Consider the following 20672-nt stretch of genomic DNA (forward strand, 5'->3'; position numbering starts at 1 on the left):
GCGGCGGGACACAATGCAACGTGCGGCACGTCTTCGTCCTGACGAGCGTGGCGCGTTGAGGGGAGGGCCGGTCCAGGGATGACCGCGTCCCTAAGAACAGGCCGAGGAGTACCGGGTGACGACCTTTGACGCAGGCACACATCTGAGCGATCTGACCTCGGTCGCGGAACGGGTGCGCCGCAGTGTGGAGAGCGTGATCGAGGGGAAGCCCGAGGTCGTGCGGATGGCACTGACCGTTCTGCTGGCCGAGGGGCACCTGCTGATCGAGGACGTTCCCGGGGTCGGCAAGACGATGCTGTCCAAGGCGCTCGCCCGGTCGATCGACTGCTCGGTGCGCCGGATCCAGTTCACGCCCGACCTGCTGCCCTCCGACATCACCGGTGTGAGCGTCTACGACCAGCAGCGGCGGGACTTCGAGTTCAAGCCGGGCGCGATCTTCGCGCAGATCGTGGTGGGCGACGAGATCAACCGCGCCTCGCCCAAGACCCAGTCCGCGCTGCTGGAGTCGATGGAGGAGCGCCAGGTCACCATCGACGGCACCACCTACGAGCTGCCCAGCCCGTTCATGGTGATCGCAACCCAGAACCCGGTGGAGATGGAGGGCACCTACCCGCTGCCCGAGGCGCAGCGCGACCGCTTCACCGCCCGGGTGTCGATCGGCTACCCGAGCGCGGAGTCCGAGCTCCAGATGCTCGACGTGCACAGCGGCGCCTCGCCGCTCGACGACCTCCAGCCGGTGGCGCACGCGCACGAGATCATCAAGCTGATCGAGGCCGTCCGCCAGGTCCACGTGGCCGACCCGGTACGCCGGTACGCGGTGGCGCTGGTCGCCGCCACCCGGGCGCACCCCGACCTGCGGCTCGGCGCCTCGCCCCGGGCCACCCTGCACCTGGTGCGGGCGGCCAGGGCCTCGGCGGCGCTCGACGGGCGCGACTACGTGCTGCCCGACGACGTGCAGACGCTGGCCGCCGGGGTGCTCGCCCACCGGCTGCTGCCCACCGCGCAGGCGCAGCTGAACCGGCGCACCCCCGAGCAGGTGGTCGCCGAGATCGTGCAGCGGGTGCCGGTGCCGGATCCGTCCGCGGGCGGCGGCGCCACTCCCGGCGGGGGCTGGCCGCAGCAGCCGCCCCGCCCGCAGGGCACGCCGGTAGCACGGGAGCTGTGATGGCGCCCGCCGCAGCGGCGGGCCCTCCCCCGCCCCCTTCACAACCGCCGCACCGGCCGCCGCCGCACCATCAGCAGCACCGGCCGCAGGCGCAGCCGTACCAGCAGCAGCCCGCGCCGCCCAGGACCGGGCAGCCGGCGGCCGGCCCAGGACCGTCCTCCTCGGCCGGCCCCGGCGAGTCCGGCGGCCGGCAGCAGGGCGGCGGCAACGGCTTCCGTGCCGCGCTCGGCGGGCTCACCACCCGCGGCCGGTCCTTCGTGGCGGCCGGCGTGGCCGCCGCCATATGCGCCTACGTACTCGGCCAGTCCGACCTGCTGCGGGTCGGGCTGCTGCTCGCCGTGCTGCCGGTGGTCTGCGTCGCGGTGCTCTACCGCACCCGCTACCGGGTGGCCGGCAGCCGCCGGCTGGCGCCGTCCCGGGTGCCGGCGATGTCCGAGGCCCGGGTCCACCTGCGGGTGGACAACGTCTCGCGGATGCCCACCGGGCTGCTGATGCTCCAGGACCGGGTGCCGTACGTACTGGGCCCGCGCCCGCGGTTCGTCCTGGACCGGGTGGAGCCCGGCGGGCACCGCGAGGTGTCCTACCGGGTGCGCTCCGACCTGCGGGGACGCTACCCGCTGGGGCCGCTGCAACTGCGGCTGACCGACCCGTTCGGGATGTGCGAGCTGACCCGCTCGTTCAGCTCCTTCGACACCCTCACCGTGGTACCGCGGGTCGAGGCGCTGCCCGCGGTGCGGCTGGCCGGCGAGGCCAACGGGTACGGCGAGAGCCGTACCCGCGCGCTGGCCTTCGCCGGTGAGGACGACGTGATCCCGCGCGGCTACCGGCACGGCGACGACCTGCGCCGGGTGCACTGGCGGTCCACCGCCAAGTACGGCGAGCTGATGGTGCGCCGCGAGGAGCAGCCGCACCGGGCCCGCTGCACCGTGCTGCTCGACACCCGTGGCATCGGGTACTTCGGCGCCGGGCCCGACTCGGCCTTCGAGTGGGCGGTGTCGGCCGCCGCGTCGATCTCCACCCACATGCTGGAACGCGGTTACGCCGTACGGCTGCTGACCGACACCGGCAGCAGCGTGCCCGGCCCCGAGGGCACCGCCGGCTTCGGCGGCGACTCCTCGGACATGGCGGGCGTACTGCTCGACACCCTCGCGGTGGTCGAGCACTCCGACGGCGAGTCGCTGTCCGCCGCCTACGACGTGCTGCGCTCGGCCACCGAAGGGCTGCTGGTGGCGCTGCTCGGCGACCTGGACGAGGAGCAGGCGCTGAGCGTCGGCCGGATGCGGCAACGGGCCGGCAGCGCCATCGCGTTCGTCCTCGACAGCGACGACTGGCTGGCCCGCGAGGCCGTCGACCCCGACGCGCCGGACGAGCCGCCGCAGGCCGAGGAGCCCGAGGAGGACGGCACCCAGCGCGGTGTGCGGATGCTGCGCGAGGCGGGCTGGACCGTGGTCGAGGTACGGGCCGGCGACGCGCTGCCGGAACTGTGGCGGATGGCCGACCGTTATCGCGTGCGGGAAGAGTCTCCGGAAGGGCAGTACGAAGCGGGGGCGAAGTCATGAGCGGACGAGCGCGGCTGACGGTGTGTGCGGCGGCGGCGTCGCTGATGGCCGCCTGCTCGCTGCTGCCGCTCGCCACCCCCAGCGGCTGGATGTTCCGGGCGCTGCTGTGCGTGATCCTGCAGTCCTGCGTGGGCGCCGCGGCCCGCCGGGTGCCGCTGGCCAGGCCGCTGACGGTACTGGCGCAGGCCCTGGTCTCGCTGCTGGTGCTCACCGTCATGTTCGCCTCCCACCAGGCGCTGGGCGGCATCATTCCCGGGCCGAGCGCCTTCGTGCGGCTCAGCGACCTGGTGCACGACGGCCTCAACGACGTCAGCAACTTCGCGATCCCGGCCCCGGTGACCCCCGGGATCAGGATCCTGCTGGTCGGCGGCGTGCTGGTGATCGCCCTCGCGGTGGACGCGATAGCCGTGACGTACAACAGCGCGGCGCCGGCCGGACTGCCGCTGCTCGCGCTGTACTCGGTCGCGGCCGGCCTGGCCACCGGCGGCACCCAGTGGCTGTACTTCCTGATCGCCGCCTGCGGCTACCTGCTGCTGCTCCTCGCCGAGGGCCGGGACCGGCTCTCCCGCTGGGGCCGGGTGTTCGGCGGCAGCCCGGCGCCTTCCGGCTGGGGCGGCCTGGCCGGGTCCTCCTCCGACGGCTCCCCGCTGGCGCCGGTGCGCACCGGCCGCCGGATCGGGGTGATGGCCCTGGGCATCGCGCTGATCCTGCCCGCCGTGCTGCCCTCGCTCAGCGGCGGCCTGCTCGACACCGGCAAGAACGGCACGGGCTCCGGCACCGGCATCGGCGGCGGCAGCACGGCGGTACGGCCGGACGTGGCGCTCCAGGACTACCTGAACCAGCCCGACGACAGTGAGGTGCTGACCTACCGCACCGACGCCAAGTCCACCTCCGACATGTACCTGCGGATCGTGGCACTCGACCAGTTCGACGGCACCGAGTGGAAGGTCGCCAAGGACGAGAAGCAGGACGTCCCCGCCGAGCTGCCGCCTCCCCAGGGGCAGGCGGCCGGCGTGAACTACACCAAGGTCAACACCTCGGTGCGGGTCGACAGCAACTACGGGCAGGGCTGGCTGCCGATGCCCTACCCCGCGCTGAAGGTCAACGTGGACGGCGACTGGCGGTACCAGCCGAACGACCGCATGATCGTCGGTGAGCACGGCCAGACCACGTCCGGGATCAACTACCAGGTGACCAGCATGGACGTGCAGCCGACGGCCGCCCAGCTGGCCGCGGCACCGAAGCCCACCGGCCAGATCGCCGAGCAGGACACCAAGGTCCCCGACTCGCTGCCCAAGATCGTGCACGACACCGCGCTCCAGGTCACCCGCGGCGCCACCAACGACTACCAGCGGGCCGTGGACCTCCAGTCGTACTTCGCCACGTCGGGCATCTTCCAGTACAACACCCAGGCGCAGTCCGGCACCGGTGTGAACGCCATCGCCCGGTTCCTGCAGACCAAGCAGGGCTTCTGCGTGCACTTCGCCTTCACCATGGCGGCGATGGCCCGCACGCTGGGCATCCCGGCCCGGGTGGCGGTCGGCTTCACCCCGGGCTCGGAGTCGCAGAACGGCATGATGTCGGTCGGCTTCAAGGACGCGCACGCCTGGCCGGAGCTGTACTTCGAGGGGATCGGCTGGACCCGGTTCGAGCCCACGCCCTACCGCGGTTCGCCTCCCTCGTACACCCAGTCCACCGCCCCCTCGGGCACCGACTCACCGCGGGACACCGGCCCGCAGGGCAACGGCGCCACCGTGGCGCCCAAGCCCACGCCCAGCTCCACCTGCCCGGCCCAGGCCCACGACCCGAGCGTGTGCAGCAGCAACGCGGCGGTGGCCTCGGGCGGCTCGGGCGGCGGCGGCTTCGGCAGCGGCCGGGTGGCGCTGATCGTGCTGCTCGCCGCGCTGATCCTGCTGGTGCCGCTGCTGCCGCTGCTGTGGCGGACCCGGGTACGGGCCGCCAGACTCGGCGGCGGCCGGAGCAGGCTGGGCGGCCCACCGCCGGCCATCTCCGCCTGGCACGAGGTGCTCGACACCGGCTGGGACTACGGCATCCCGCCGGACGGCTCGGAGACCCCGCGCCGGGCGATGGCCCGGCTGGTCCAGGACGGCGGCCTCAGCGGCCCGGCGGCCTCGTCGGCCACCGCGCTGGCCACCGCCGTGGAGCAGACGCTCTACGCCCCCAGACCGCAGCCGGTCCAGGGCCTGGCGGCGGAGGTCCGCCAGGTACGCACGGGGCTGCACGACTCGGCGAACCGCCGCGGGCGGCTGCGCGCCACGCTGCTGCCGCGTTCGTCCGCCCGGGTGATGTGGCAGCTCTCCGCCCGCTGGTCGGCCCTGGCCACCCGGCTGACCGCCGTCACCCAGCGCCTCACGCCCGACTCCCTGCGGCGCAGGTGGTCCCGCCAGGGCTCCTGAGGGAGCCGGGCCCGGCGGGCGGGGCTGCGCCCGGCGGGCATGGTCGCCGCGGGCAACGTTTCCGGCGGGGCCCAGCGGGGCTCTCGCGGAGCGCACGCCGAAGGGGCGGGAATCCCTGGTGGGATTCCCGCCCCTTCGGCGTGTGTGGCTGCGGTTACCGGCCGGCTACTGGCCCTGCTCGTCGCGGCGGCGCTGCCACCGCTCCTCGATCCGGTCCATGACCTTGCCCCGGCGGGGCTGGTGCTGATGGCGGCGGCCGATGCGGCGGCCCGCGACCGCCGGTGGCTGCTCACCCGGCTTGCCGGCCTTGCGCCAGCCCGTCACGGCGACCACCGCGCAGGCGAGCATGACGAGGAAGCCCACTACGCCGATCCAGATCTGGTCCGCGATCACGCCACCCATGAGCAGCGCGACACCCACCAGGAAGCCCGCTACCGACTGGTAGACGCGCCGCCGGGTGAACGTGCGCAGCCCGCTTCCCTCGAGTGCCGACGCGAACTTGGGATCTTCGGCGTACAGCGCTCGCTCCATCTGCTCGAGCATGCGCTGCTCATGCTCCGAGAGCGGCACGGCGACCTCCTACTCGTCGGTCGCACGAGGCGACCTGTCCGACCCCTTACAAGGATAGGCAGGGAATCGCCCCTGTGAAACCCGCCCCACTGCGCCAATCCGACGGGGCACTCATTCCCCGTCCACCCTTACGTCATGCCAGCATACGGTCAGGAATGACGCTTCGGGCGGCGCTGTGACCGACTCCGCTGCGGCCGTCGCGGGCCCGCGGGCCCGGGCCCGCGGGGCGCCGGGGATCAGCCGCGCTCGCCCAGCACGTGCAGCTGGGTGGCGACGGAGTGCAGGCCGGGTTCCTCGGCCGCGGCCAGTTCCAGCCGCAGCAGCGCCTCCAGGGCGCCGGGCTCGGTGTCCACCAGGACGCCGGGCACCAGATCGGCGAAGACCCGGACCCCGTGCACCGAGGCGGCCCGCAGACCGGCCTCCTCGACCAGCAGGCTCAGCTCCTGGGAGGTGAAGCGGCGGGGCAGCGGGTCGCCGTCGCCCCATCGGCCGTCCGGGTCACCCAGGGCGTGCTGGGCCTCCGCGAAGTGCCCGGCGAGGGCGCGGGCCAGTACGGCGCCGCCGCGGCCGGCGGCGAGCAGGCTGAGCGAGCCGGCCGGCCGCAGCGCGCCCACCACGTTCCGCACGCCCTCCGCCGGGTCGTCCACGTATTCGAGCACGCCGTGGCACAGCACCATGTCGTAGCCGGCCGGGGTGACGACGTCGAGCAGGCCGTGTATGTCGCCCTGCACGCCGGTGACCCGGTCGGTGACGCCGGCCTCCGCGGCCCGGCGCTCCAGGCCGAAGAGGGCGTCCGGGCTGGGGTCCACGACGGTGACGCGGTGGCCGAGGCGGGCGACCGGTACGGCGAAGTTGCCGGTGCCGCCGCCGGTGTCGAGCACGTCGAGCACGGGCCGGTCCGCGGTTTTGGCGCGCCCTTCGAGTGCGCCGCGGAGGATCTCCCACACCACGGCGGTACGCAAGCTGGCACGGGGGCGGAGCGGATCCACCCCTCCTTGACGGGCCATGACGACCGGCTCCTACCGCGCGACAACACTTTCCAAGGCCACTCTAGGCCCCCGGCCGCCCCCGCCCGGGCACGCTCCCCGGCCGGGGCGCGGCCTCGCCGGGGTCCGGCCGCTATGCGAGGGGGAGGCGGGAGGACGGGACCGGGTGGAGGCGCAGGAGGCGTTCCACGAGGCGGAGGAACATGCTCGCGTCGCGGAGCAGGTCGTCCGCCTCGCGTGCTCCGGCCGCGGCGGGGATTCCCGCCTCGGCCCGGGCCCGGCGCTCCGCGCCGGAGGCGAAGAGCGCGGCCCACTCCGCGAGTTCGGGAGCGATCTCCGGCAGCACCTCCCACACGCTGCGTATCCTGGCCCGCCGCCGGGGCGTGTCCTCGGGCCTGCCGCGCACGGCGAGCACCGCCGCGGCGGCCCGCAACGCGGCAAGGTGCGCGGTCGCGAACCGCTCGTGCGGAGTCTCCAGCGCGGCAGCCTCGTCGATTCCGAGGTGGGCCTGGGTGAGCAGGTCGAGTGCCGCGGGCGACGCGGTGGCGCGGCGCAGCACAGGATGGATGTCATTGGCGGGAGCAGCCATGTCGAGCCTCCTTTCTCCGTACGTCCCATGGTGCCGGGCACCACTGACAATCGGCCCCGGGCCCGGCCCGCCCCGTCCGCCCGCTGAGACGCCGTCACTCGTTGGCTGAGACCGGTCCACTTCGGCAACATCGGTGAAACATGCCCGCCGGCGCGAGGCAGAATCGTCGCCATGACCACCGCACGACGTCAGGCCACCCGCCGCAAGCTCTACGAGGCCGCTGTCACCCTCATCGCAGAACAGGGCTTCTCCGCCACCACGGTGGACCAGATCGCCGAACGGGCCGGCGTCGCCAAAGGCACCGTCTACTACAACTTCGCCAGCAAGAACGACCTCTTCGAGGAGCTGCTGCGGCACGGCGTCGGCCTCCTCACCGGCTCGCTGCGGGAGGCCGCGGACCGGGTGGCGGCCCGCGGCGGCAGCCGGGTGGACGCGCTGGACGCGATGATCCGCGCCGGGCTGCTGTTCATCGTCCGGTACCCGTCGTTCACCCAGCTGTACGTGGCCGAGCTGTGGCGCACCAACCGCACCTGGCAGGACACCCTGGCCAAGGTCCGGCAGCAGGCGGTCGCGGTGGTCGAGCAGGTGCTGGGCGAGGCGGTGGCGGCCGGTGAGCTGAGCGACGAGCTCGACGTGCCGCTGACGGCGTCCGCGCTGTTCGGCATGGTGCTGGTGGCGGCGCTCGACTGGCAGGCGTTCCAGCCGGAACGCAGCATCGACGAGGTGCACGCCGCGCTCTCCCGGCTGCTCCAGGGGCGGGTCAGCGGGGCCGTGGCCAGGCCCTGAACTCCGGGCGCGCGGGCCGCGGTTCAAACCCAGGCCCCGGTTCAAGCCCGAGCGCGGGCCCAGGCCCATGCGCGGATTCCGGGAGCGCTGTTCTGGTCCGGCTCGCTCCCCCGCGGACCTGACCAGAACAGCGCATCCCCCCGTGCGAACCCCCGTTCACTTCCGGGACACGGCCAACTCCGCCGCCCCGTGCCGGCGGTTCCGGCAGCATCCCTTCCGCAGGCTCCACTCTGCCGTTTCCGCGCGGCACGGCCATCCGCGCGGATACTCAACCAGGCGCCTAGGTATCCGTACTCATATCCGAGTGGTTTCACACGGCGAAGAGGTCACAGGTTCGCGCCGACAGGCAGCGATCTTCCCGCGCCGCGGCGGCCGTTCGCTAGGGTGCGGTGCCATGTCCGTACTCCCGCTGGTCTTCACCAGCGGCTGGGCGAGCGGGATCAACGCCTACGCCGTGCTGCTGGTGCTGGGTCTCGCGGGCCGCACCGGGATGACCGACGCGGTGCCCGCGTCGCTCCAGCGCGGCGACGTACTGGCCGCCGCCGCGCTGCTGTTCCTGTGCGAGGCCGTCGCCGACAAGATCCCCTACGTGGACACCGCGTGGGACACCGTGCACACGGTGGTCAGGCCGGTCTCCGGCGCGGTGGTGGCCGCACTGCTCGCCGGGCACGACGGTTCGCTGCCCGACCTGGCGGCCGGCGCGATCGGCGGCTCGTCGGCGCTGACCAGCCATCTGGTCAAGGCCGGCACCAGGATGGCGGTCAACACCTCGCCGGAGCCGTTCAGCAACATCCTGCTCAGCCTCACGGAGGATCTGGGCGTCACCGGGATCGTCGTCTTCGCGCTGTACCACCCGTTGCCGGCCGCGATCATCGCGGGAACGCTGCTGGTGCTCGGCCTGGTCACGCTGACCTTCCTGGTCTCCCGGATCAGGCGCTTCCTGCGCCGCCGCCGCGAGCGCAGGGCCGCCCGGCGCGGCACCCCGGCGCCCACCTGAGCGGGGCCGCGCCGATAAGGTCCGTGGCATGGCACGGATTGCGGTGATCGGCGCGGGTATGGCGGCGCTGGCGGCGGCGGCCCGGCTCGCGACCGGCGGCCACCGGGTGGTCGTCCATGAGCGGGCGGCGGGCTACGGCGGCGGCGTCGGACGGCTGGCCAGGGACGGCTTCGGGTTCGACACGGGGCCCGGCCTTCTGCTGCTGCCCGCCGTCTACCGGGACCTGTTCGTCAAGACCGGCCGGGAGACCCTGGAGCACAGCGTCTCGCTCACCCAGACCGATCCGGCCAGCCGCCATGTCTTCGCCGACGGCACGGCGGTCGCGCTGCCCAACGCCTCCCGCTCCGGGGTCATCGAGGCGCTGGACGGGGCCCTGGGGGCCGGCAGCGGCGAGCGGTGGAGCGAGGTGATGGTCAGGGCCCGCGAGGTCTGGGAGGCCACCCGCAGGCCGCTCCTGGAGGACGCGCTGTCCGACGACACGGGGCCGCTGGGCCGCGACCCGTATCCGCTGCCCGCCCGGCGCGGACTGCTGCGCCGCACCGCGCCCCCGGCGACGCTCGCCGGGGTGGCGCAGCGCGAGCTGCGCGATCCGCGGCTGGCGGCGCTGCTGGAGAGCTACCCGCTGGGGTACGGCTTCGACCCGCGGACGGTACCGGCCGCGGCGGCCGTACTGCCGTACGTGGAGCAGACGTTCGGGGTCTGGTACGTGGCCGGCGGCATCCGGGCACTGGCCGACGCGGTCTACGAGCGGTGCCTCGCCCGCAAGGTGGAGTTCCGCTTCGGCGCGGAGGTGACCGGCGTGCTGGACAAGGACGGCCGCGCGGCCGGCGTCGAACTCGCCGACGGCAGCGTCTTCGAGGCCGATTTCGTGGTCGCGGGCGCACCGCTCCCCCCTGCCGTCCCGTCCCCGGACGCTTCTTCCGCCGCCCCGCCGCCGGGCCGCTTCACCGTCCACCTGGCGCTGCGCGGCCCCCGGCCCGCGAACACCGTCCACCGCACCGTCGTCCACGCCGCCGACCGCACGGCCGACCTGGCGTGGACGTTCCAGGACGGGCCGGCGGCGAACGGCGCGCCGGGCGGCGGCCGCCGGACCGGCCGGACGGCGAACGGTGGCTCCCGCACAGGGCAGTCCGCGATCAGTGGCAGCCCCGCCGCGCGGTCCGCGGACTCCGGCCGGTCCACCGGCCGGCCGGCGAACGACCGCGCCCGCGGCGGCCGTTCGGCCGCGGAGCCGGGAACCGGCCTCGGTCCGGCGAACGGCGGCTCCCGCAGCGGGCGTTCGGCTGATGGGGCCGCGCCCGCAACCGGGCTCGGGCCCGCGGTCGGCGGGCCCACCGTCACCGTGCTGCGGCCGGACGATCCGGCGCTGCGGCCCGACGACGCCCATGAGGCCGTCACCCTGCAAGCGGTCGTGCCGCCGCACGCGGCCGGCGGCGGGGCCGGGGCGGTGGACTGGGAGGCGGCCGGGGTGGCCGGCGGCTTCGCCGACCGGGTGGTCGCCGCCGCGCTGGCGGCCGTACCGGACCTGGCGGAACGGGAGTTGTGGCGCGAGGTGCGCACCCCCGCCGACACCGAGCGGGAGACCGGCGCCCCCGGCGGCTCGGTGCCGGGGCCGGCCCTGGCCGGCGCGGCCGGCGCGCTGCTGCGCCCCGCCAACCGCGCGCCGTTGCGCGGGCTCTACCTCGTCGGCGGCTGGGCGCACCCGGGCGGCGGGCTGCCGCACGCGGGGATGTCCGGGGCGATCGTCGCCGACCTGATCGCGGGCGGCCCCGGCGGCAGCCGCTGAGCGCACCGGACTCGAACCCCGGGGCGCAGCCGGCGCGAGCCGCTGAGCGCACCCGGCGAGGGCCCCGGGGCGCACCCGGCGCGAACCCCGGGCCCCGGGCGCACCCGCCACGAGCCGCTGAGCGCGCCTAGCGCGAGCCCCGGGCGCAGCCGGCGCGAGCCCCGCGCAGGGGCCCGCCTTGCCCCCGAACCCGCTCCCAAGATCGTTAATCTACCGCCCGCCCGAATTCAACTGATCGGGCGGAAAAGCCCGTTGCGCCCTGTCGGCACCGAACCGCCGCCACCTAGCGTGAAAGGTGGTGATCGCCGAGCGGAAGGCCGTACCCAGATGCCGCAACCCTTCGAACTCCCCCGGTTCTACGTGCCGTACCCGGCACGGCTGAACCCGCATCTTGAGCGGGCCAGGGCCCATACCAAGGCCTGGGCCCGCGATATGGACATGCTCGAAGGCTCCGGCATCTGGGTCGAGTCCGATCTCGACTCGCATGACTACGCACTGCTGTGCGCCTACACCCATCCCGATGCCTCAGGACCCGAACTCGACCTGGTCACCGACTGGTACGTGTGGGTGTTCTTCTTCGACGACCACTTCCTCGACATCTTCAAGCGCGACCCCGACATGCCCGGCGCCAAGGCGTACCTGGACCGGCTGCCCGCCTTCATGCCGGTCGACCCGGCGCAGGAGGTGCCCGAGCCGACCAACCAGGTGGAGGCCGGGCTGAAGGACCTGTGGGCCAGGACGGTGCCGCGGATGTCGGACGGCTTCCGGCGCCGCTTCCACGAGAGCACCCGCGACCTGCTGAACGAGTCGTTGTGGGAGCTGTCCAACATCAGCGCCGGCCGGGTCGCCAACCCGATCGAGTACATCGAGATGCGCCGCAAGGTCGGCGGCGCGCCCTGGTCGGCCAACCTCATCGAGCACGCGGCCGGCGCCGAGGTGCCGGGCGTGATCGCCGGCAGCCGACCGATGCGGGTGCTGCGCGACTGCTTCGCCGACAGCGTGCACCTGCGCAACGACCTGTTCTCGTACCAGCGCGAGATCGAGGACGAGGGCGAGCTGTCCAACGCCGTCCTGGTGCTCGAACGCTTCCTGGGGCTGAGCCCGCAGCAGGCCGCCGACCGGGTCAACGACCTGCTGACCTCCCGGCTGCAGCAGTTCGAGCACACCGCGTTCACCGAGGTGGAGCCGCTGTTCGAGCAGTTCGCGATCACCCCGCAGGAGCGGCTCGCGGTCTTCGGCTACGTCAAGGGCCTGCAGGACTGGCAGTCCGGCGGACATGAGTGGCACATGCGTTCAAGCCGTTACATGAACGGCGCGGTGGACGGCGCGCGTTCGGTCACCGGCACCCTCGGCGGCCCCACCGGCCTGGGCAGTTCGGCGGCCACCGTCCTCACCTCGCTGGCGGACACCATGCCGCAGCGGGCCCGCAGCTTCAGCAACGTCCCGCACCAGCAGGTCGGCTGGGTGGAGCGGGCGCCGATCACCATGCCGTTCCCCACCACGCTCAGCCCGCACCTGGAGGGCGCCCGGCAGCACAACCTGGAGTGGGGCCGGCGGATGGGCCTGCTCGGCCCCGAGCCCGGCTTCCCGGTGCCCGGCGGGCTGTGGAACGAGGAGAAGCTCGTCGCCTACGACTTCGCGCTGTGCGCGGCCGGCATCCACCCGGACGCCGAGCAGGACCAGTTGGACCTGACCACCGACTGGCTGACCTGGGGCACCTACGGCGACGACTACTACCCGATCGTCTTCGGCCGGGGGTCGGACATGTCGGCGGCCCGGGTCACCACCGACCGGTTCAAGCTGTTCATGCCGCTGGACGGGGAGCCGAGCCCGCCGCCGCTGACCGCGCTGGAACGCTCGCTGGCCGACCTGTGGCAGCGCACCGCGGGCCCGATGGACGCCGGGTCGCGGCGCCGGTTCCGCACCTCGATCGAGGACATGTGCGAGAGCTGGCTGTGGGAGGTGGCCAACCAGAAGCAGAACCGCATCCCGGACCCGGTGGACTACATCGAGATGCGGCGGCAGACCTTCGGCTCCGACCTGACCATGAGCCTGTCGCGGATCGGCCACGCCGGCGCGCTGTCCGACGAGGTCTACCGGTCCAGCCCGGTGCGCGCGATGGAGCTGGCCGCCATGGACTTCGCCTGCCTGACCAACGACGTCTTCTCGTACCAGAAGGAGATCGAGTTCGAGGGCGAGATCCACAACGCGGTGCTGGTGGTGCAGAACTTCCTGGACTGCGGGCCGCAGGAGGCGATGAACATCGTCGGCGACCTGATGGCGGCCAGGATGGCGGAGTTCCAGTACATCACCGACACTCAACTGCCCACGCTCTTCGAGGAGTTCGACCTCGACGAGGGCGCCAGGACGGCGCTCGGCGGCTACGCGCAGGAGCTGCGGAACTGGCTGTCGGGCATCCTCACCTGGCACGAGGGCTGCCACCGCTACGAGGAGGCCGCGCTGCTGAAGCACTTCCCGTCGGCCCGCACCGTGCTGCCCGCGCCCTGGGGCACCCCGGCGGGCCTCGGCACGTACGCGGCCCGGCTGCCGTCACTGCTGGGCATGGCCGGGAGGGGCTGACCGGGCCGCCGGCGGCCCGGTCGGGCCGTCAGTAGCGGTATCAGTAGCGGTAGGGGTCGTACGGGTCGGCGTACTGCGGTTGCTGCCCGTACGGCTCCTCCTGCTGTTCCTCGGCGTGCTGCGGCTCGTAAGGCCCCTGTGCGTACGGCTGCTGGCCGTAGGGCTGCTGCTCGTACGGCGACTGGTTCTGCTGGTGCGGGATGTACGGCTGGTAGGGCTGGTCCTGGTGCTCGGGCTGGTAGGGGTAGGCGTAGCCGTACGGGTCGTCGTCCCTGGCCGGCTGCTGGGCCTGCTGGGACTGCTGCGACTGCTCGTACGGCTGGCCCTGCGGCTGCTCGTACTGCTGCTGGCCCTGCCAGCCGTCGCCGCCGCCCTGGGTCTCGTAGCCGTAGCCGTAGGAGGTGGGCTGCGGCTGCCCGCCGTAGGACGGGTCCTGCTGCTGCTCGTGGCCCTGCCCGGACCCCTGCCCCGTGCCCTGCTCGTAGCCGTAGGCCGGCTGCTGGCCGGTCCCCCAGCCGGACTGGTCGTACCCCGGTTCGTACGGGTACGAGGCCGCGGCCGGCTGCTGCTGCTCGCCGCCCCAGCCCGCGTAGCCGTGGGCGCCGTAGCCCTCGTAGCCGCCGCTGGTGTACGGGTCGGGGGTGTACGTGGACTGGCCGTCGTAGACCGGGTACTCGCCGCTGTCGTCCCGCATCGGGACGGGCTGGAAGACGTCGTCGTCCGCGTCCAGCAGCTCCTGGGAGCCGGCCCGGGCGCGGGCGGCCAGCACGTCGGCGTCGGAGTCGATGTCGGGCGAGACGGCCGGGAAGCCGTCCTCCTCGACCGGGGTGACCTCGAGCGCGGGCTGCTCGGCCCGCGGCCCGCCGGCCCTGCGGCGGCGGCTGGAGCCGGGCCGGCCGCCGAGCGCCCAGCCGGTGGAGAAGCCGCGCTTGTAGGACAGCGTCACCAGGGCCTGCCCGGTGCCGAAGCAGATCGCGCCGAGCGAGATGATGACCACGTTCCGCTGGTAGACGCCGACGACCACCCCCATGAAGCCGGCGAAGGCGAGCAGCCGCCAGCGCAGCCGCGCCTTGAACTGCAGCAGTACCTCACCGAGCAGCCACAGCGCGACAATGCCGAACGCGATGTAGAGCACCGAGAAGCCCATGTGCCCACTTCCTCACCTAGAGCCCGTCACAACCGCTGGTGCAGCCCGAGGTTCTCGTAGATCTCCAGCGATGCGGTGGAGTGGTTAAGAGTAATGAAGTGCAGCCCCGGAATGTCCTCGGCCAGCAGCCTTCGGCACATCTCGGTGGTGAACTCGATGCCGATCGCCCGGACGGCGGCCGGATCGTCCTGTACCGCGAGGATGCGTGCGGCCAGGTCAGGGGGGAAGGGGGCGTTGCCGAGCTGGGAGAAGCGCTCGATCTGCCGGACGTTGGTGACCGGCATCACCTCGGGGATGATCGGGGTGCTGCACCCGGCCGCGTCCACCCGGTCGCGCAGCCGCAGGTAGTCGTCCGCGTCGAAGAACATCTGGGTGATGGCGAAGTCGGCGCCGGCCCGGCACTTGTCGAGGAAGTGCCGGGTGTCCTGCGCCGGGTCGGTGGAGCGCGGGTGCATCTCGGTGAACGCGGCCACGCCCACGCAGAAGTCGCCGGACTCCTTGATCAGCCGCACCAGGTCGGCCGCGTACGTCACGCCCTCCGGGTGCGGCACCCACTCGCCGAGCGGGTCGCCGGGCGGGTCGCCGCGCACGGCGAGGATGTTGCGGATGCCGGCGTCCGCGTATTGCCCGATGACGTTGCGCAGCTCGGCGACCGAGTGGTTGACCGCGGTGAGGTGCGCGCAGGCGGTGAGGGTGGTGTCCGACACGATCCGGTCGGTGGCCCGCAGCGTGCCGTCCCGGGAGGACCCGCCGGCACCGTACGTGACCGACACGAAGGTGGGCCGGACCGCCTCGATCCGGCGGATCGCGTTCCACAGCGTCCGCTCGCCCTTCTCGGTCCTCGGCGCGCCGAATTCGAAGGAGTACGAACGCTGCCCGGACGCGAGGAGGTCACGGATGGTGACCGATCGGTCCGTGCGCGTGGATGAAGTCCCCATGGCCATGTATGCAGGCTAGCCCGGTGCGGCGACCGAGCGTCACCACCCGCATAAATATGCCCGGTTTCATCCCTTCCTCCGTCCGCCCCTTGGACACCCCCGGCCGGAGGTCAGCCGGAGCGGAGGGCGGCGGACAGGGCGGCGGCCGCTGACGCGGGGTCGGGGGACTCGGTGAGGGCGCGGACCACCACCACGCGGGTGGCGCCCGCGGCGAGGACCTCGGGGAGGTTCGCCGCGTCGATCCCGCCGATCGCGAACCACGGCCGCTCGGCGCCGAGCCCGGCGGTGTGACGCACCAGGTCGAGGCCCGGCGCCGGGCGTCCCGGCTTGGTGGGGGTCGGCCACACCGGCCCGGTGCAGAAGTAGTCCACGCCGGGCTCGGCCGCCGCCGCGGCGGCCTCCGCCTCCGCGTGGCAGGACCGTCCGATGAGCACCCGCTCCCCCAGCAGCGCCCGCGCCGCGGGCACCGGCAGATCCCCCTGCCCGAGGTGCAGCACGTCAGCGCCCGCCGCGTGCGCCACATCGGCCCGGTCGTTGACCGCGAGCAGCGCCCCGTGCCGCCGGCACGCGTCCGCCAGCACAGCCAGTGCCGCGAGCTCCTCGCGGGCCTCGATGCCCTTCTGCCGGAGCTGGATCACGTCGACCCCGCCGCCGAGCACGGCGTCCGCGAACTCCGCGAGATCACCGCGCTGCGCCCTGGCGTCGGTGCACAGGTAGAGCCGGGCGTCGGCGAGCCGCTCACGAACGGTGCTGGTCATACGGTCGGCTCCCCTGGGGCGTCGCGCCGCGCGCACCGGACCGGCGCGCGCGGCGGAATCGTACGGGCTACACGGCGAGCGCCTGCGCGCGGCGCTTCACCTCGGTCCCGCGATTCTCGCGCAGCGCCTGGGCGGGCGTGCCGGGGAGGGTGGAGTCGGCGGTGAACAGCCACTCCAGCGCCTCCTCGTCGGAGAAGCCGTCGTCCTTCAGGACGGTCAGCGTGCCGGCCAGGCCCTTGGTGATCGCGCCGTCGCCGACGAAGTCCGCCGGGACCATCAGCACCTTGTTCTCCCCGCGGCGGACCGCGAGCAGGCTGCCCTCCTTGATGAGCGGCCGGATCCGGGTGATGTCGAGTCCGAGCCGCTCGGCGACCTCGGGCAGCGTGAGCCACGAGGGGACGAGAGCGTCAATCTTTGCGTCAACAGACGAGAAAACAGTCACAGGAACAGCGTGCCACTCCGCACCGACAACCGCTGCCGCCAGTGGCGCGAATCGCGATCCCCGCGGGTCAGCGCGGCGCGGACTTCAGCGCGGACTTCAGCGGCACCGAGGGGTCCGCGGCGAGCGCGGGGTCGAGGACGGCCGACCGGGTGATGAGCTTGCGCGCCTGGGCCAGGTCGCGCGGCCGGCCGACGGCCAGCAGCGCCACCAGCACGCCGTCCCGCAGCCAGCACACCGACCAGGCCGGGCCGGCCGGGTCGCCGCGCGGCAGCATCGTGTCGGCGTCGCCGTGGTGCCCGGCGTACTGCACGAACCGGCCGAACTGCTCGGACCAGAAGTACGGCACCGGGTCGTACACCTGGTCGTCGCCGGCCAGGTTCGCCGCGGCGGTGCGCGGGCCCTGCATCGCGTTGTCCCAGTGGTGGACCAGCAGCCGCACCCCGTAGCGGGCCGACGGGAAGGACGCGCAGTCGCCGACCGCGAGGACGCCGGGGGCGGTGGTCCGCAGCCGGCCGTCGGCGCGCACGGCGCCGTCCGGGTCGAGCGCGACGGTGGAGCCGGCCAGCCAGCCGGTCGCGGGCCGCACCCCGATGCCGACGACGGTCGCGTCGGCGGGCAGCCTGCTGCCGTCGGCGAGGACCACCGCGCCCGGTTCGAGGGCGGCGACCGCGCTGCCGGTGCGCAGCTCGACGCCGGCCTCGGCGTACCAGGTCCGCATGTGCGCGGTGACGGAGGCGGGCAGCACTCCGGCCAGCGGCCGGTCGGCGGCCTCGACGACGGTGACTGCGCAGCCCGCCTGCCGCGCGGCCGTCGCGAACTCCGCGCCGATCCAGCCCGCGCCGACCACCACGATCCGCTGCCGGGCCGCCAGCACGGGACGCAGCGCGGCGGCGTCGTCCAGGGTGCGCAGCAGGTGGACGCCGGGGAGGCCGGCGCTGCCCGGGAGCGCGACCGGGTGGGCGCCGGTGGCCAGTACGAGCTCGTCGTACGGCAGCGGGCCGGCGTCGGTGATCAGCTCCCGTCCCTCCGCGCGCAGCGCCTCGGCCCGGACGCCGAGCCGCAGGTCGACGCCGAGCGCGTCGAAGTCGACGTCGAAGCGGACGTCGAGGGGTTCGCTGCCCAGGGCGCCGAGCAGGACGGCCTTGGACAGCGGCGGGCGGTCGTACGGCGGGTGCGGCTCGTCGCCGAGCAGCGTGACCGATCCGCGCCACCCCTGCTCGCGCAGCGCGACCGCCGTCTGCACCCCGGCCATCCCGGCCCCGACGATGACCACAGCGCTCCGCTCGCTCATCCGCTCACGGTAACCCGCCCCCCAGGCGAACCCGCCCAGGTGGGGCGCGCCGCCGCTTTCTGTCGTCACACCGGCAGGCGAACGGGGGCGTGGCCCCGGCGGACGGCGGCAGGGATAGAGTGGCCGGCGCAAGCGAACACTCGCGGGAGCCCGGCGGACCGGGCTGAGAGGGCGGCTGAGCGGGCCGCCGACCGTAGGAACCTGATCCGGGTCATGCCGGCGAAGGGAGGAGCCGCAGTTCCATGCACACCCGAAATTTCGACGCCCTCATCATCGGCGGCGGCATCATCGGTCTGGTCACCGCCTGGCGCGCCGCCCAACGCGGAGTGCGCACAGCCCTCGCCGACCCCGAACCCGGCGGCGGAGCCGCCCGGGTGGCGGCGGGCATGCTGGCCGCGGTCACCGAGTTGCAGTACGGCGAGCAGACCCTGCTGGAGCTGAACTCCGCGTCGGCCGCCCGCTATCCCGACTTCGTCGCCGAACTCACCGACCTCACCGGTCTCGACACCGGTTACCGCCCCTGCGGCACCCTCACCGTCGCCCTGGACGCCGACGACCGCGCGCACCTGCGCGATCTGCACGCGTTCCAGACGTCGTTGGGCCTGCGCACCCAGTGGCTCAGCGGCCGCGAGTGCCGCCGCCTCGAACCGCTGCTCGCGCCCGGCGTCCGCGGCGGCCTGCGGGTGGACGGCGACCACCAGGTGGACCCGCGGCGGCTGGCCGGCGCGCTGCTGCGGGCAGCCGAGCTGGCCGGGGTGGTCTTCCTGCGGTCCGCCGTGGCCCGGGTCACCGTCACCGCCGGCCGGGCCACCGGAGCGCTGCTCGCGGACGGCCGCGAGATCGCCGCCGCCTCGACGGTACTGGCCGCCGGCAGCGAGAGCGGCCGGATCGCGGGCGTTCCGGAGGACGTGGCTCCGCCGGTCCGCCCGGTGAAGGGCCAGATCCTGCGGCTGCGGATCCCGCCCACGCACGCGCCGTTCCTGTCCCGTACGGTCCGCGCGGTGGTCCGCGGCAGCCACGTCTACCTGGTGCCGCGGGAGAACGGCGAGCTGGTGCTCGGCGCCACCAGCGAGGAGTTCGGCTGGGACACCACGGTCACCGCCGGCGGGGTCTACGAACTGCTCAGGGACGCGCACGAGTTGGTGCCCGGCATCACCGAACTCCCGCTCACCGAGATGCTCGCCGGGCTGCGCCCCGGCTCCCCCGACAACGCCCCGCTGCTCGGACCGACCGCGCTGGACGGCCTGTTGCTGGCCACCGGCCACCACCGCAACGGCGTGCTGCTCACCCCCGTGACCGGTGACGTGATGGCCGAGGTGCTGACCTCCGGCGAACTCCCTGACTACGCGCGGCCGTTCGCCGCGAGCCGGTTCGACCGTCCGGCCGCAGCCGCCCGATTGGAGCAGACCGTATGAGCGCCGCCGAGGGGTCGATGACGGTTCTCGTCAACGGTGAACGACGCTCCCTGGAACCGCCGTTGGCGCTGGACGCGCTGGTGGCGACGCTCACCTCGGCGCCGTCCGGGGTGGCCGTCGCGCTCAACGACACGGTGGTGCCCCGGACGCGTTGGGGCGGCACCGCGCTCGCCGACGGCGACCGGGTGGAGATCCTGACCGCGGTACAGGGGGGTTGACGTGCCGGACACCGAACACGTGGACACCGGCGTGGCCGCCGACCCGCTGCGGATCGCCGGCACCGACTTCACGTCCCGGCTCATCATGGGCACCGGAGGCGCGCCCAGCCTGGAGGTCCTGGAGCAGGCGCTGGTCGCCTCCGGCACCGAGCTGACCACCGTGGCGATGCGGCGGCTGGACCCCGCCGCGAAGGGGTCGGTGCTCTCGGTGCTGCGGCGGCACGGGATCCGGGTGCTGCCCAACACCGCGGGCTGCTTCACCGCGGGCGAGGCGGTGCTCACCGCGCGGCTGGCCCGCGAGGCGCTCGGCACGGACTGGGTGAAGCTCGAAGTCATCGCCGACGAGCGGACGCTGCTGCCCGACGCCGTCGAACTGCTCGACGCGGCCGAGACGTTGGTGGACGACGGCTTCACGGTGCTGCCGTACACCAATGACGATCCGGTGCTCGCGCGCAGGCTGGAGGACGTCGGGTGTGCGGCGATCATGCCGCTCGGGTCGCCGATCGGCTCGGGGCTCGGGATTCGCAACCCGCACAACTTCCAGCTGATCACCGAGCGGGCGCGGGTGCCGGTGATCCTGGACGCGGGCGCCGGGACGGCGTCCGACGCGGCCCAGGCGATGGAGCTCGGCTGCGCCGCCGTGATGCTGGCCTCCGCGGTGACCCGCGCCCAGCACCCGCCGACGATGGCCCTGGCGATGCGGCACGCGGTGGCCGCCGGCCGGCTGGCCCACCAGGCCGGCCGCATCCCCCGCCGCCACTACGCCCTGGCCTCCTCCCCCATCTGACCGGCTCCGCCGTTGTGAATTCAAAAACCCCGGGTTCTTATGGAACCGGAATTAAAGAATCCACAACCGGGCAGTTCGGAAACTGCCTGAGATTTCCCTCTTCGTCCTCTAGGTATTCGGCCCCGGGAATGTGAGGATTGGCTTGCCCCGGGCCGGACAGGACCGCCTGTGTATACGGAGCAGCGGGCAAGATGAATTCGACGTGAACGAAAAGTAAATCAGCTTCGGACATCGCAGACTG

At 73.6% G+C, this 20672-nt stretch carries 18 protein-coding genes and 1 riboswitch; of the genes, 10 read left to right on the forward strand and 8 right to left on the reverse strand.

Annotated elements, in window-relative coordinates:
- The first annotated feature begins 115 nt into the window (after positions 1-115).
- The 3 genes from ACQPW6_RS08020 to ACQPW6_RS08030 are packed head-to-tail and all read left to right on the forward strand — an operon-like array spanning position 116 to position 5141.
- Entirely contained in the window at positions 116-1165 is a 1050-nt protein-coding gene (locus ACQPW6_RS08020; RefSeq protein WP_433888846.1) for an AAA family ATPase, read from the forward strand.
- Positions 1165-2724, forward strand: a complete 1560-nt coding sequence (locus tag ACQPW6_RS08025) for a DUF58 domain-containing protein (RefSeq protein ID WP_433888847.1) — start codon at positions 1165-1167, stop codon at positions 2722-2724. The genes ACQPW6_RS08020 and ACQPW6_RS08025 overlap by 1 nt, the downstream gene beginning before the upstream one ends.
- On the forward strand, positions 2721-5141 hold the full coding sequence (locus tag ACQPW6_RS08030; protein WP_433888848.1) for a transglutaminaseTgpA domain-containing protein: 2421 nt from the start codon (positions 2721-2723) through the stop codon (positions 5139-5141). Before ACQPW6_RS08025 ends, ACQPW6_RS08030 begins: the two co-directional genes overlap by 4 nt.
- Before the next feature lie 165 nt (positions 5142-5306).
- Here the strand turns inward: ACQPW6_RS08030 and ACQPW6_RS08035 are convergent, their stop codons facing one another.
- The 3 genes from ACQPW6_RS08035 to ACQPW6_RS08045 all read right to left on the reverse strand — a co-directional run bounded on the left by ACQPW6_RS08035 (position 5307) and on the right by ACQPW6_RS08045 (position 7286).
- Positions 5307-5711 (reverse strand): DUF3040 domain-containing protein, encoded by a 405-nt coding sequence (locus ACQPW6_RS08035; protein WP_433888849.1) that lies wholly within the window; start codon positions 5709-5711, stop codon positions 5307-5309.
- Positions 5712-5947: 236 nt separating this feature from the next.
- On the reverse strand, positions 5948-6718 hold the full coding sequence (locus tag ACQPW6_RS08040; protein ID WP_433888850.1) for a methyltransferase: 771 nt from the start codon (positions 6716-6718) through the stop codon (positions 5948-5950).
- Between the two features lie 112 nt (positions 6719-6830).
- On the reverse strand, positions 6831-7286 hold the full coding sequence (locus ACQPW6_RS08045; RefSeq protein WP_433888851.1) for an SAV_6107 family HEPN domain-containing protein: 456 nt from the start codon (positions 7284-7286) through the stop codon (positions 6831-6833).
- Positions 7287-7457: 171 nt separating this feature from the next.
- On the opposite strand from ACQPW6_RS08045, the gene ACQPW6_RS08050 reads away from it, so the two are divergent.
- The 4 genes from ACQPW6_RS08050 to ACQPW6_RS08065 all read left to right on the forward strand — a co-directional run bounded on the left by ACQPW6_RS08050 (position 7458) and on the right by ACQPW6_RS08065 (position 13435).
- The gene (locus tag ACQPW6_RS08050; protein WP_433888852.1) at positions 7458-8072 is read left to right on the forward strand and encodes a TetR/AcrR family transcriptional regulator; all 615 of its coding nucleotides are present in this window, start codon (positions 7458-7460) and stop codon (positions 8070-8072) included.
- 394 nt (positions 8073-8466) lie between these two features.
- A complete protein-coding gene (locus ACQPW6_RS08055) occupies positions 8467-9069 on the forward strand; it encodes a DUF4126 domain-containing protein (RefSeq protein WP_433888853.1) in 603 nt (200 codons plus the stop codon).
- Between the two features lie 28 nt (positions 9070-9097).
- Positions 9098-10855 carry a phytoene desaturase family protein gene (locus ACQPW6_RS08060; protein WP_433888854.1) on the forward strand — a complete coding sequence of 586 codons (1758 nt, stop codon included), beginning with the start codon at positions 9098-9100 and terminating at the stop codon, positions 10853-10855.
- Positions 10856-11182: 327 nt separating this feature from the next.
- Complete coding sequence (locus tag ACQPW6_RS08065) at positions 11183-13435, forward strand: terpene synthase family protein (protein WP_433888855.1); 2253 nt, start codon at positions 11183-11185, stop codon at positions 13433-13435.
- Between the two features lie 40 nt (positions 13436-13475).
- On the opposite strand, the gene ACQPW6_RS08070 is transcribed toward ACQPW6_RS08065, so the two are convergent.
- From ACQPW6_RS08070 to ACQPW6_RS08090, 5 genes are all read right to left on the reverse strand, one after another.
- A complete protein-coding gene (locus tag ACQPW6_RS08070; RefSeq protein ID WP_433888856.1) occupies positions 13476-14582 on the reverse strand; it encodes a hypothetical protein in 1107 nt (368 codons plus the stop codon).
- 26 nt (positions 14583-14608) lie between these two features.
- Complete coding sequence (metF, locus tag ACQPW6_RS08075) at positions 14609-15526, reverse strand: methylenetetrahydrofolate reductase [NAD(P)H] (protein ID WP_433888857.1); 918 nt, start codon at positions 15524-15526, stop codon at positions 14609-14611.
- Positions 15527-15630: 104 nt separating this feature from the next.
- A complete protein-coding gene (gene thiE / locus ACQPW6_RS08080) occupies positions 15631-16278 on the reverse strand; it encodes a thiamine phosphate synthase (RefSeq protein WP_433888858.1) in 648 nt (215 codons plus the stop codon).
- Between the two features lie 67 nt (positions 16279-16345).
- The gene (locus ACQPW6_RS08085) at positions 16346-16720 is read right to left on the reverse strand and encodes an Rv2175c family DNA-binding protein (protein ID WP_433888859.1); all 375 of its coding nucleotides are present in this window, start codon (positions 16718-16720) and stop codon (positions 16346-16348) included.
- Between the two features lie 67 nt (positions 16721-16787).
- Complete coding sequence (locus tag ACQPW6_RS08090) at positions 16788-18011, reverse strand: NAD(P)/FAD-dependent oxidoreductase (RefSeq protein ID WP_433888860.1); 1224 nt, start codon at positions 18009-18011, stop codon at positions 16788-16790.
- A gap of 132 nt (positions 18012-18143) precedes the next feature.
- Positions 18144-18257, forward strand: a riboswitch (TPP riboswitch).
- Between ACQPW6_RS08090 and thiO the strand changes: the two genes are divergently transcribed.
- From thiO to ACQPW6_RS08105, 3 genes are all read left to right on the forward strand, one after another.
- Entirely contained in the window at positions 18254-19426 is a 1173-nt protein-coding gene (gene thiO / locus ACQPW6_RS08095; protein ID WP_433888861.1) for a glycine oxidase ThiO, read from the forward strand. Its footprint overlaps the riboswitch before it by 4 nt.
- A 17-nt stretch (positions 19427-19443) precedes the next feature.
- A complete protein-coding gene (gene thiS, locus ACQPW6_RS08100) occupies positions 19444-19644 on the forward strand; it encodes a sulfur carrier protein ThiS (RefSeq protein ID WP_433894463.1) in 201 nt (66 codons plus the stop codon).
- Between the two features lie 31 nt (positions 19645-19675).
- Positions 19676-20431, forward strand: coding sequence for a thiazole synthase (locus tag ACQPW6_RS08105; RefSeq protein ID WP_433894464.1), 756 nt, complete (start codon positions 19676-19678; stop codon positions 20429-20431).
- Positions 20432-20672 lie beyond the last annotated feature (241 nt).

The organism is Streptomyces sp. CA-111067, from assembly GCF_050956065.1.
Classification (GTDB): Bacteria; Actinomycetota; Actinomycetes; order Streptomycetales; family Streptomycetaceae; genus Actinacidiphila.